The following is a 12,138-nucleotide window of genomic DNA, read 5'->3' on the forward strand; positions in this document are numbered from 1 at the left end:
CCTTGGCGGTCCGTGCCGACGATCTCAAGGAAGCCGTGCTTGGCCAGGTTCTGGACGACCGTGTAGAGCGAGCCCCACTTGACACCCATGTCCTGGTCCTTGCCATGGGCCCGGATCAGAGAGGCGATCTCGTAGCGGTGCATCGGCCGCTGCATGACCGTGGCGAGCACCGACAGGGCCATCAGGTTGTCGACCTTGCGCTTCGCGGCCATCGGCGGTCGCCTCCTTCCCGAGTCCGCAGTGCTGCCTCGGTTACTCGCCAACAAATATACGTCGGCGAGTAATCGAAGGCAACAGGTCCGCGCTACCACGTCCCGAGCCCCACTTGACGCCTATGTCCTGGTCCTTGCCACGGCCGCCGCTATCTGGCGCAACACCAAAACCGGCGCAGCCAGCAAACGATCTCTCCGCACCGACCGCACCACGGAGGACAAGGTGCGGACGGTCGGTGCGCACCGACCGCACCTCCGGAGGAATCGGGTGCGCACCGCACCTCGGTGCAGACGGTGCGCTCCGGCCTGGTGCGTGAGGTGCGGTGCGCAGAGCCGGTCGGTGCGCCTCCTGGCGCACCGGATGTGGTGCGCCAGGAGGTGCGGTAGCCGGGCCGCGATACCGGCCCCCAGCGCCGACCCCGCACCGTCCTGGATTCCGGAGGCCGATCGACCGAAGGCGATTGCGGACGGTGACGATCCGCCCCCCTTGTCCAGGCTGTCCTCTCTTACCGACCCCTTGTCCGCTCCCGGCGCCGCCCCCTTGTCCGAGGTACGCCGCCGGAAAGGGCACCCCCTTGTCCGGGACTCCGTTCGGCCCGGGACCCTGCGGGTGCCGAAAACCCCATCCATGGCCTGTGACGTGCAGGTTCTCGCGAACGGCCGGTGATCGCCGGGCCAGCGTGTCAGGCTGATTGATCGTGCTGCTGCGACTGTCCTACCTCGCCGTGTCGGGTGTGTTCGCCTTCATACGGCTGCTGCCGGTAAGTGATGTGGACAAGGACATCGAGATATTGACGCTGCGCCACCAGTTGGCCGTCTTGCAGCGGCAGATTGACAGGCCGCGCGTCACGCCGACGGACCGTGCGTTCCTTGCCGCGCTCCTCCATCGGCTCCCGAGGCCCAAGCTGCGGCAGCTGCACCTGATCGTCTCCCCGGAGACGATCCTGAGGTGGCACCGTGACCTCGTGCGCCGTCGCCACGCCGAGGCGTCTGGTCGCAAGAAACGGCCGGGCAGACCGCCAACCCGGCGCAGCATCCAGGCTCTCGTCCTTCGCCTGGCACGCGAGAACAGTTCCTGGGGTTATCGGCGCATCCACGGCGAACTCGCTGCCCTCGGCATCAAGGTCGCACCCTCCACGGTCTGGGAGATCCTGAAGCAGCACGGAATCGAGCCGGCGCCCGAACGCGACCGTCAGACCTGGGCCGCGTTCCTGCGCGGCCAGGCCCACGCGATCCTGGCCTGTGACTTCTTTACCGTCACCACCCTGAACGGCGTGACTCTTTATGTCTTCGCCGTCATCGAGCACGCCAGCAGCCGCATCCGCATTCTCGGTGCTACCGCCCACCCCACCGCGGACTGGGTCACCCAGGCCGCCCGGAACGTGGTCATGGACATCCAGGACGCCGGCGCCACAGTCACGAACCTGATCAGGGACCGCGACAGCAAGTTCACCCGGGCGTTCGATGCAGTCTTCGAGGGCGGGGGTATCGAGATCGTCACCACCGGTGTGCGCGTCCCCCGCATGAATTCGATCATGGAACGCCTGGTGCAGACCTGCAGACATGAACTCCTCGACCGTACCCTGATCTGGAACCTGCCCCATCTGCTCCACGCGCTCGGCGAGTTCGAGTCGTTCTACAACCAGCACCGGCCTCACCGCACCCTGCACAGCGCGGCACCCCTGCGGCCGGTTCCCGAACCGATCACCGAACCAGACCGACTCGATGTCCATCGACACGACCTACTCGACGGCACCCTGCACGAGTACGCACATGCCGCCTGAGCTGCGCGGACGTAATAATCGGCACCCGCACCGTTTGGCCACCAAGATGCTGGGCCAATGGGTCAAGGGGGCGCTCGGCGCTCCAGCCCGCTATCGAGCCCGGAGCAGGTCGAGGCCGAGGGGGGTACAGGCGTGCCAGACGACCTTTCCCTCGCGTCGCGTCGTGATCAGTCGGGCGTTGCGAAGAGCCGTGGCGTGTTCCGAGGCGGAGGATCGGCTGACGCCGAGCGCGCGGGCGATGTCGGTCGTGGTGTGAGCGCGGGTGAGCAGGCGCAGCGCCGCGGCCCGGGTGCGGCCCAGCAGCGTGGCGAGCGGATCGGCGTCGGCGGGCGCGTCCAGCAGTGGCAGCGGGGTGATGGCCGAGTAGATCAGGAGGGTGGGGCCGTCGGCGGTCGGGGCGACCAGCGGGGTACCGGCCCAGATCATCGACGGCAGCAGCAGGAGCCCGCGGCCGTTGAGGATGAACTCTCGGGTATCCGCGGCGTCCAGCTCCAGCGTCGTCCCGCGCCAGCGTCCCCGCGGCGTGAGACCGGCCAACGTCACCTGAATGCCAAGATCAGCCACCATCCTGGTACGCCAGGCGTGTTCGGCGTCGAATCCGGACCGGATTCGGGCCCAGGCCGGTTCCACGAGGCACGCGTGCGCGGCGCCCAGCGCGTCCCCCAGAACGCGCCACGCGGCGTGCTCCTGCTTGGCCAGCTGACGCATCCACAGGGTCGGCGGGAGGCCCGTGATGGTGCACGCGCGTTCGAGCTCCGAGCACACAAAGCTGGATGGCGCCGACATGACGAGATCGAGGCCGTCCTCCAGCCCCCGGCTCATAGGGTCGAGGAACAGCGGGCCCTTACCGGAGGGCGGAATCAGCTCCAGCAGCGGCCGCGCGCTGCCCGGGAGGGCATGCTGCAGCCGTTGTTGCCAGCTGCCGAATACCGCGGGCGCGTCGCAGCGCTGCAACATCGCCACGGCCAACCCAAGTTCCATCAACGGCGCCGGATGGCCAGCGAACGTCACCTGCAGCAGATCCTCCGCCGTGAACCGCAGCCGTAGCAATGCCTTCCCCCGTTCACCTCGCGCGTTGGATTCGGCCAGGACCGAAACCATTGCGATTGTCGGCCGCGCATCCCACGCTGTGAAGCCAGTCGTCGAGGGAGATCGCATGAAGCGCAGTGTCCGGGCCACAGGGGTGGCCGCAGCGGCAGGAATCCTCGCCCTGTGCACGGCGGGCGCGCCCGCTCAGGCCACCACACAAAGCGGCGAGCCGGTGGTGACGCATCCGGTCGAGCAATCGTTCAACTACACGGCGGGCGAGGTATGCGCCTTCCCGGCCCACGTGGACTTCCCGGTGAGCGACCTGACGTTGAGAACATGGGCCGACTCGAGCGGCAAGCCCGTATTCTCCATCGAGAGTGGCCCGTTGGTGATGGGCGTAACGAACCTGGCCAACGGCAAAACCGTACAGCGCGACATCTCCGGCACCGGGACCCTCACCTACCCCGACCCGAACTCCTTCATCTTGAGCGGCGACAACTGGAGCGCCGGATTCCACACAACCGACCGCCCAATGCACAACCACTGGATCGTCGCGTACGGCTACATGTCGGTCAAGGTCACCACGGTGAACGGCCAAACATCAAGGACGCTGCTGGCCCTGCACGGCCCGTACGAGGACCTCTGCGAAACCCTGGCATGACCCCGTGGCGGCAATCTCAACGGCACCGGGACGGCGCCTTCGCGTTGATGAGAACCATGATCCTGGGTTCCGCAGCTGGGGTGCCGCTCTAGATGATCAATTCCAAGGGGTGCCTGCGGAGACGAGAACGAGGGCGTCCATGATCGTTTTGTGACGAACAACCTGGACACCCTCGCGACAGCACTTTATGCCACAACCGACGATCTGCTGAAGCAGCGTCCGGACCTGGCGCCGTGGCGGCCGGCCGTGGGGATCGCGCCGCAGCTCACCGACGCCGAGCTGGTCACCCTTGCGATGATGCAGGCCATGCTCGGTTTCACCTCCGAGGCCAGATGGCTCCGGCACGCCCGGGCCCACCTGCGGCATCTCTTCCCGTACCTGCCGCAGCAACCCGGCTACAACAAGCGGCTACGCAAGGCCGCCGAGCTGCTTCGCCGGGTCACCCGGATCCTGGCCACCAGCACCTCGGTGTGGAGCGACGACGTGTGGATCGTGGACTCCACACCCGTGGAATGCGGCCGCTCGCGGGAGACCGTGAAACGCTCCGACCTTGCCGGATGGGCCCAGTACGGCTACTGCGCCAGCCACAGCCGCTTCTTCTGGGGCCTGCGGCTGCACCTGGTGTGCACCCTCCAGGGCCTGCCCGTCGCCTTCGCCCTGACCAGAGCCAAAGCCGACGAACGCGAGACCCTGCTGGACCTGCTCGCGGCCGACCCCCACCTCCTCGCCGCCCGACCCGGCCAGACACTGATCGGCGACAAGAACTACTTCGGCCGCGCTTTCGAACAGGAACTCGCCCAGCAGGGCATCCAGTTGCTACGGCCGACCCGCAAGGGCGAACGGCAGCGGCCCGGCGGATCCCTGTTCAAGCCATTGCGGCAGGTCATCGAGTCGGTCAACGAAACCATCAAGGGACAGCTCGACCTAGAACAGCACCGCGGGCGCACACCCCGCGGTGTCATCACCCGCGTCATGCAGCGAATACTCGCGCTGACCGCCGCGATCTGGCACAACGACCACATCAGACAAGACACCCTCCGCTCACTCACCTCGTACGATTCCTAATCTTTTTGTCAAGCGGCGTTCGTGACGGAGACTGCAGGGTCATAGCACCGTCCGTCACGGATCAGGGCCCACAGGACGTTCACTCGTCGCCGGGCCAGGGCGAGCACTGCCTGGGTGTGCCGCTTGCCCTCGGCGCGCTTGCGTTCATAGAAGCGGCGGGAGACGTCGCAGGTGCGGATGCTGATGAGTGCCGAGGTGTAGAAGACGCGTTGCAGTCCGCGGTGATAGCGGCGGGGCCGGTGCAGATTGCCGCTGAGACGGCCGGAATCGCGAGGCACGGGGGCGACCCCGGCGAGGCTGGCCAGCCGGTCCGGGGTGCCGAAGCGGCTGAGGTCGCCGGCGGTGACGGCCAGGAACTCCGCGCCGAGCAGTGGGCCGATGCCGGGCATGCTGCCGAGCACCTCGGCGAGGTCGTGGGCACGGAACCGGGCCTCGATGAGCTTGTCGATCTCGGCGATCTCCTCGCTCAGATCCAGTACCTCCTTCGCCAGGGTGTGGACCACGTGCGCGGTGACCTTCTCCCCGGGGAGTGCGGTGTGCTGACGCTCCGCCGCATCCAGCGCGGCTGCGGCCAGGGCTTCGGAGCCGCGGACCTTGCGGTTGCGCAGCCAGGTCTCCAGCCGCTTGCGGCCGGTCCGGCGCAGGGCGGCCGGGGTCTGGTACCCGGTGAGCAGGATCAGCGGGCCGAGATTCCCCAGGTCCAGTGCCCGCTCCAACGCTGGGAAAATGCTGGAGAGTTGGCCGCGCAGACGGTTGATCTTCCGGGTGCGGTCCGCGACGAGGTCGGCCCGGCGATTGGTGAGGACCCGCAACTCGACGACCTGCTCGTCCTGTGGCCGCAGGGTGGTCAGGTCGCGGCGCATCCGGGCCTGGTCGGCGATGACGGTGGCGTCCTTGGCGTCGGTCTTGCCGGTGCCCCGGTAGCCGGCGGAGGCCCGGTTGACCGCGAGGCCGGGTATGTATATGAGCTGCTGGCCGTGGTTGAGCAGGACGTTGACCCACAGGGCGCCCATACCGTCGGCGACGTCGACCGCCCAAACGACGTCCTCGTCGAGGGCCAGGACGTCGGCGAGCAGATCCAGCAGCTCCGGCTCATCATTGAGCACCCGCCGGGACAGCAGCCGCCGGCCTTCGCTGTCCAGCACCACGCAGTGGTGGTGAGTCTTGCCGATGTCCGTCCCTGCCCAGATCAAGGCCACGGTTTCCTCCGGTCGTTCGATGTGCTTGCGTACCGACAACGACCGCGCCGACGTGGTCCTACTCAGCGATGCACCCGCAGGGGCCCGCAGCTCCTAATGAGTGGCCGGGTCGTTGTGAGACACCGGGCGGCCAGGTCAGGTGAACCATCGAGGGCAACCCTATGAGAGCCATACCCGGTGTCTCTGGGTCTCTGGACCTTACGACTGGCCCGTCCGACCCACGCAACAAGGTAGGACTCTATGAGGGCCGGGCCCCCTTCCCTGCTCAGCCCGGCGATACCTATCGTCCGGTTATGTACGAGCTCACGAAGGAGGCCCTCAATGTCCGTCTACGTCGGAATCGACGTCCACCGCAAGCGCAGGTCGCCGTGGTCGAGGAGGGCCGACCTCCTGCCGGAGGCCTGGATCGCCCCGCTGCAGATCCGCCAGCAGCGGGCCCTGCTGCGCCACCGGTGCCAGCTGGTCCGCCTGCGCACCCTGCTGCGCAACCGCGTCCACGCCGTCCTGGCCGACCACGGCTGCGACCGCCCCGGCAGCTATTTCACCGCCCCCGGCCGCGTGTGGCTCGACGGTTTGGACCTGCCCGGCGCCTCACGCCGCGTGGTCGTCGACCTCCTGAGCCTCACCGACGCCCTCAAAGAGCCCATCGACGCTCTGGACAAGCAGCTGCTCGCGCACGCGCGCGGTGATCCGCGGGTCAAGGTCCTCACCCAGCTGCCCGGCGTGGGTACGCTCACCGCCCTGATCATCGCGGCCGAGGTCGGCGACGTCACCCGTTTCCCCTCCGCCCGCAAGCTCGCCGCCTGGGCGGGGCTCACCCCCACCGTCCGCGGCTCGGACCTCACCGTCCGGCACGGCCACATCTCCAAGCAGGGCTCGCCCTGGCTGCGGTGGATCTTGTGCGAGGCGGCCCAGACCGCGAAACGCTCACCGGAATTCGCCCCCGCCTACCAGCGCCTCGCCCACCGTCGCGGCAAGAAGATCGCCACCACCGCCATTGCCCGCCGCCTGCTCACCCGCGCCTACCACCTCCTGCGCACAGTCCAGGCCCCACACGACCGGCAGGGGACCCGATGACAGCAGCCGGCCACCACCGCCAAGGGCGGCCCCAGACTCCGGGTGAGCTCGCATCACTGCATGAGACGGCCTCACGGCCGCGCTCGATGACCTGACTGAGCAGCCCGGATCCCCGAACCACGGTCATGGCGCCGGCCTTCGCGGCCAGACGCCGAATGGGTGCATGTGAGCCCACTCCGCCGACCAGAACGCATCGGGGACGTCAACGACCGCACCCCTGACCATCCGTGACGCTTCCTCGCAGACGATTGTCGGCTGCCGCTCCTCGGCCTCCAGCTCGTTGGGTGCGTTTCTCCTGAGGTGACGGACGTGTCTGTTGGTGTCGCTGGTTCGTTTCTGTAGCGGATTGCTTGTGCTGCTCGGAGAGGTGGGCCGGTGGGCTGCGGGTCACATCGACCTGTACCAGATCCACCGCAACGACCATTCGACCCCGCTCGAGGAGACCCTCGAGGCACTCCACGACCTGGTCAAGGCCGGCAATGTCCGCTACCTCGGCGCCTCGTCGACGCCGGCCTGGGAGTTCGCGAAAGCGCTGCACCTCCAACGCGAACACGGCTGGGCCCGCTTCGTATCGATGCAGGACCACTACAACCTGCTCGCCCGCGAGGAGGAGCGCGAGATGATCCCGCTGTGTCTCGACGAGGGCGTCGGCACGATCGTCTGGAGCCCGCTAGCCCGGGGGCGCCTCGCCCGCGCGTGGACAGACGCGAAATCGACCGCGCGAAGCAGCAACGACGGGTTCGCCGACATGCTGTACACGCCGCTGACCGAAGCATCCGACCACGACATCATCGACGCCGTCGGACACATCGCGGACGCTCGGGGCGTCGGGCGCGCACAAGTCGCCCTCGCCTGGCTGCACAGCAAGCCGGTCGTCACCGCCCCCCTCGTCGGGGCGAGCACGACGCAGCAGATCGACGACGCGGTCGCCTCGCTCGCGATCAGGCTGAGTGCCTGTTTCTGAGCCAGTCATGTCAAGTCGCGGCGCCGGACAACGCATCGGCAGGGCATTTGTTGCGGCAACCTCCCGTCACCCGAATGGCCTACGCGCCGCCGTAGGGGTGCCCGGCAGCACTTCCTTGCGCTGCGGGGCCCCGAGGTGGAGCGAGCACGCCGCTGTCCGGCGTGCGCCGTACTCCGTTCGGCCCCAAGCTGAGCTGAGCCGGTTGGCTGCGCAAGGAGGCAGCTATAGCTGGTGGGCGCGGTGTACCTGGTCGCGATTGGCACATCCCTGTGAACGGCCAGCCGCGGCGAGATCGAAAGCAAGATCTGAACGGCAGACGTCATGCAAGGGCGCGGCGCGGCGCAGTCGGGGCCGTGGAGCGCGATCACCTGGCCCCCTCAGGAGGCGACCGTGGTCTTGATCTTGATAGCCCTGCTGGTGCCGATATTGATGATGCTGCTCATGCTCGCCCTGAGCGTGTTCGAAGACCGAATCTTCCGCCCCCCGCCTCCTCCGCCTGAAGGCATGCCGGGACTGATGCGACCAGCCGCAAGCCCGCCCGCCACCGACACCCGCCCAGAGGGGCCCACCCCCGAGTGAGGCCGCGCCCGTCGTTCGCGCGCATCCAGTGGTGCCCAGTGCGCGGGAGGGGCTGCGGGCTCGTCCAGTGTTCGCTGATTGTCCGCTTGGTTGAGGATGGTGGCGGCGTTGTGGCCCGCGGCTTCAGCCTCGGCGAGCACGGTGGCGAGTGCGCCTATTACTGTCTTCCCGACTCAGGGCAGCTGCGTCCCGCAGTACTCCTCACGGCTTGCCCTCTTTCGGACGCTGGTCCTGTCCTATCGGCGCGGTGTTGTTCGTCGTGAGGGTAGAGAACCGTTACGAACAAGGAGAAAGCTATGAAGTACGTGCTGCTGCTCACCCGAGGCGCCTGGCAGGAGGAGGGCTCCGACCAGGAGCGCGGCGAGGTCTTCGGCCGTATCGGGGAATGGTTCGCCAAGCACCGCGCCGACGGGACGATCATCGAGGCCCAGCAGCTCCGTGAGCCGCACACCGCTACCACGGTGGTGGTGGAGCGGGGCCGGTCCACCATGATCGACCGCCCCCTGCTGGAGGCCAAGGAGGCGATCGGCGGCTACGCCATCGTCGAGGTGCCCGATCTGGACATCGCCCTGCAGCTGGCGGCCGGTTTCCCGGTGCCTGACGGCAAGGTGGAGGTGCGCCCTGTCGTCGAGCGCTGACCCGGGCAGCGCCGGAGCCACCCGATCGCTGATCGAGCGGGTCTTCCGCGAGGAGGCGGGCCGGCTGACCGCCAGCCTGGTCCGCCTCCTGGGCGACTTCGACCAAGCCGAGGAGATGGTCAGCGAGGCAGTGGCCGAGGCGCTGCAGCGGTGGCCGAGCGCCGGCCCGCCCAAGCGGCCCGGCGCCTGGCTGCTGACCTGCGCCCGTAACAAGGCCCTCGACCGCATCCGCCGCGAGGGCCGCTTCCAGGACAAGCTCCCGCAGATCGCCGCACTGCCCACCTCGGCCGAGCGCGAACCCGACGACCGCCTGCGGCTCATCTTCACCTGCTGCCACCCCGCACTCGACCCCGAGGCCCAGGTCGCCCTCACCCTCCGCGCCGTCGTCGGCCTGACGACCGCCGAGATCGCCCGGGCATTCCTGATCCCCGAGGCCACCCTCGCCAAGCGCGTGACCCGGGCCAAGCAGAAGATCGCAACCGCCGGGATCCCGTACCGGGCCCCCGAGCCCGACGAGCGGAGTGAGCGACTGCCGCAGGTCATGCGCGTGATCTACCTCGTCTTCAACGAGGGCTGCTTCACTACCGGCGGCGGCCTCGGAGTCCGCCGCGAACTGATCGACGACGCCGAATGGCTGGCCGCCCTGCTGGCCGGCTCCCTGCCCCAGGAGCCGGAACCCCTCGGCCTGCTCGCCCTCATCCGACTGCACGCAGCCCGGTGGCCCGCGCGCCTGGACCGCAGCGGACAACTCGTGCCGCTCGCCGACCAGGACCGCTCTCTGTGGGACGCGCAACGCATCCGCAGCGCCACCGCCCTGATCGAGCGGGCCGCCGCGCTGGGCCGCCCAGGCCCGTATCAGATAGAGGCCGCCATCGCCGCACTGCACTGCGAGGCGCCCAGCTGGAAGGCGACCGACTGGCCCCAGCTCCTCCGGCTCTACGACATGCTGTTGGCCGTCGGCCTGTCACCGGTCGTGTGCCTGAACCGTGCCGTCGTGGTCAGCCATACCGACGGGCCGGCGGCCGCCTTGGCCCAGGTCGACGACCTTGCGGACCAGCTTGGCCGCTACCACCTCTTCCATGCCACCCGGGCATCTTTTCTGCGCGACCTCGGCCGAATCGACGAGGCCGCACATGCCGACCAGCGAGCCCTCCACCTCACCACCAACCCCGCCGAACGCTCCCTGCTCACCGCACGCCTGCGAGCGGCCGGCGACACTGCATGAAGCAGTGAATGACCCTGGGTGGATTCTCAGCCGTATCGGAGAACCTGCAGGTCACACGCTATGGATGGGGTTTTCGGCACCCACAACGCTGTCAACAGCATGTGGATGTGGGGCGCGCTGCTGGCCTACAACCTCTCCGCCTGGCTGCGGATGCTCGCCCCGATCGGCGCGGTCCGCCGCCGGATCGCCACCGTGCGCCGCCTGCTGATCCGTCGCGCAGCCCGCTGGACCACCACCGCCCGCCGCCACGAGCTCCACTTCACCCAGGCCGCCGACGAGTTGATCGCCGCCGCGCTGGCCCGTATCCGCGCCAACCGGCACCTCCTGTCAGCCTGAACACCACCCCGACCGGGGCGAACCACTCACCACCCGCCCTGGGAAGCCGCCCACCCGACGCGCCAGCCGGGCCACACGCCTGCCCACCATCCCCTCAGCAAATCTGACGGCCAGACAGGCCACAACCTGACCGACCGTCGGCCACTACCTGCCGATTCGGGTCAGTACCTGCTTGTGAGCCCGGAGCATGCCAATCGAGGTCTGGCCACCGACTTCCTACGGTCGGCAACGACCCCGCCCCCGCAGGCGCCTGATTCTGCCCACCACTGAGCCGGACGAGGTCGTCGCCCGTGACGATGCACGCGGCACGCGGCGAGCCGTTACAGGTAATCAACGGGATGATGCTTGTCGACAGCTGGCCGGGGCCGTTTCAGCGGATGCGGATACGGTGCGGGACATGGACTCCGTACGGATCACCACCGCATTCATCCCGGTCGCAGACCCGGCGACCTCGGCCCACTGGTACAGCCGCATTCTTGGCTTCCGAATCTACTCAGAAGACGAGTGGAGTGCCGTTCTCCGCTCGGGAGAGGGTGTTGGCTCGACGTCCCTGACGTTGCTGGGACCGGCCAGCGGTATCCAGGCCAAGCCTGGACTGGGCTGGGCGACCTGCAATTTCGCCGTGGCCGGCCTCGGTCAGGCTCGGTCGGACCTGGAGGGGCAAGGCTGCGAACCAAGCGCGATCGAAGGGGCACCCGAGATCTGTTGCTTCTTCACCATCCGGGATCCCGATGGCAACACGCTGCTGATAACCGACCGGTAGGACCATCGTGCGAAGCAGCCCTCGCAGCCACTCGTTGATGGATGCGCCCAGCACGGTGGCCTCGTAGCGGACGGCGAGCTTGTCGTATCGGGGTGTATCCCACCTTGCTCGATCTGCCGCACCGTCCGGATCCGCAGCGCTTCCAGCGTCGCGTGGTCCAGCTTCCGACCGTCGTTCTCGCGCACATTGAGAATCATCGCAGAACACGTCTACCAACTAATGATCTCCTTCTTCTCGAATATGCCCACCCGCGTTCCGGCGAGAGCCCCCAGTGTCGCGCCCTTCGTCGAGCGTGCGTAGGTGTCCAGGGTCTCCCGCGGCTTGATGTCCTCGTACTCGGCAAGGTTGAAGACCAAGATGCCGAAGCCGATGGCAACCGCGTAGGCCGCGAAGGCCGCGGCGCCGGTGAACGACTCGAAGTTCCGGGAGGCAAGGAACTGGGCGGCTGTGGCCGCGAACCCCACGAGGAAGAACGCCTTGGTGTCTACCTTCGCGCCCGACTCCGACTGCCGCGCCAGACGCGCCGCAAGTTCGCTGTTGATCAGCTCCAGAGTCTGTTCCTGATCCTGGAGCTCTTGCGGCGTCATCTTCATGTCCTGAGCGTAT

At 68.0% G+C, this 12,138-nt stretch carries 13 protein-coding genes and 1 pseudogene; 10 read left to right on the top strand and 4 right to left on the bottom strand.

The features are described 5' to 3' along the window. A partial coding sequence (locus FCI23_RS36855) for a PadR family transcriptional regulator (protein ID WP_211265604.1) occupies positions 1–212 on the bottom strand: 212 nt, incomplete at its 3' end. Positions 213–910: 698 nt separating this feature from the next. Here FCI23_RS36855 and FCI23_RS36860 point away from each other — a divergent pair. Continuing rightward, complete coding sequence (locus tag FCI23_RS36860; protein WP_136728533.1) at positions 911–1,996, top strand: integrase core domain-containing protein; 1,086 nt, start codon at positions 911–913, stop codon at positions 1,994–1,996. 90 nt (positions 1,997–2,086) lie between these two features. On the opposite strand, the gene FCI23_RS36865 is transcribed toward FCI23_RS36860, so the two are convergent. Further along, positions 2,087–3,097, bottom strand: a complete 1,011-nt coding sequence (locus tag FCI23_RS36865) for an ArsR/SmtB family transcription factor (protein ID WP_169317093.1) — start codon at positions 3,095–3,097, stop codon at positions 2,087–2,089. Between the two features lie 55 nt (positions 3,098–3,152). Here FCI23_RS36865 and FCI23_RS36870 point away from each other — a divergent pair, with 55 nt between their 5' ends. Together FCI23_RS36870 and FCI23_RS36875 are read left to right on the top strand one after the other, a co-directional pair. Then, on the top strand, positions 3,153–3,686 hold the full coding sequence (locus FCI23_RS36870) for a hypothetical protein (protein ID WP_136728535.1): 534 nt from the start codon (positions 3,153–3,155) through the stop codon (positions 3,684–3,686). 150 nt (positions 3,687–3,836) lie between these two features. Next, entirely contained in the window at positions 3,837–4,751 is a 915-nt protein-coding gene (locus tag FCI23_RS36875) for an IS982 family transposase (RefSeq protein ID WP_136728536.1), read from the top strand. 8 nt (positions 4,752–4,759) lie between these two features. On the opposite strand, the gene FCI23_RS36880 is transcribed toward FCI23_RS36875, so the two are convergent. Continuing rightward, complete coding sequence (locus FCI23_RS36880) at positions 4,760–5,950, bottom strand: IS110 family RNA-guided transposase (RefSeq protein ID WP_136728537.1); 1,191 nt, start codon at positions 5,948–5,950, stop codon at positions 4,760–4,762. A gap of 321 nt (positions 5,951–6,271) precedes the next feature. On the opposite strand from FCI23_RS36880, the gene FCI23_RS36885 reads away from it, so the two are divergent. The 7 genes and pseudogenes from FCI23_RS36885 (at position 6,272) to FCI23_RS36915 (ending at position 11,532) form a co-directional block, all read left to right on the top strand. Then, on the top strand, positions 6,272–7,027 hold the full coding sequence (locus tag FCI23_RS36885; RefSeq protein ID WP_169317094.1) for an IS110 family RNA-guided transposase: 756 nt from the start codon (positions 6,272–6,274) through the stop codon (positions 7,025–7,027). A 388-nt stretch (positions 7,028–7,415) separates the two neighbouring features. After that, positions 7,416–7,991: pseudogene (locus FCI23_RS36890) on the top strand (aldo/keto reductase); the annotation flags it as partial. 390 nt (positions 7,992–8,381) lie between these two features. Beyond that, the gene (locus tag FCI23_RS36895) at positions 8,382–8,570 is read left to right on the top strand and encodes a hypothetical protein (protein ID WP_136728539.1); all 189 of its coding nucleotides are present in this window, start codon (positions 8,382–8,384) and stop codon (positions 8,568–8,570) included. 296 nt (positions 8,571–8,866) lie between these two features. After that, positions 8,867–9,208, top strand: coding sequence for a YciI family protein (locus FCI23_RS36900; RefSeq protein ID WP_136728540.1), 342 nt, complete (start codon positions 8,867–8,869; stop codon positions 9,206–9,208). After that, positions 9,192–10,433: an RNA polymerase sigma factor gene (locus FCI23_RS36905; RefSeq protein ID WP_136728541.1), complete on the top strand. Its 1,242-nt coding sequence runs from the start codon at positions 9,192–9,194 to the stop codon at positions 10,431–10,433. The genes FCI23_RS36900 and FCI23_RS36905 overlap by 17 nt, the downstream gene beginning before the upstream one ends. A 60-nt stretch (positions 10,434–10,493) precedes the next feature. Further along, complete coding sequence (locus FCI23_RS36910) at positions 10,494–10,769, top strand: transposase (protein WP_136728542.1); 276 nt, start codon at positions 10,494–10,496, stop codon at positions 10,767–10,769. Positions 10,770–11,166: 397 nt separating this feature from the next. Further along, positions 11,167–11,532: a VOC family protein gene (locus tag FCI23_RS36915; protein ID WP_136728543.1), complete on the top strand. Its 366-nt coding sequence runs from the start codon at positions 11,167–11,169 to the stop codon at positions 11,530–11,532. 209 nt (positions 11,533–11,741) lie between these two features. Here FCI23_RS36915 and FCI23_RS36920 read toward each other — a convergent pair whose 3' ends face one another. Beyond that, positions 11,742–12,125: a hypothetical protein gene (locus FCI23_RS36920; RefSeq protein ID WP_246144437.1), complete on the bottom strand. Its 384-nt coding sequence runs from the start codon at positions 12,123–12,125 to the stop codon at positions 11,742–11,744. Between the last annotated feature and the right edge of the window lie 13 nt (positions 12,126–12,138).

Origin of the sequence: Actinacidiphila oryziradicis, assembly GCF_005047355.1 — a bacterium.
GTDB lineage: Bacteria > Actinomycetota > Actinomycetes > Streptomycetales > Streptomycetaceae > Actinacidiphila > Actinacidiphila oryziradicis.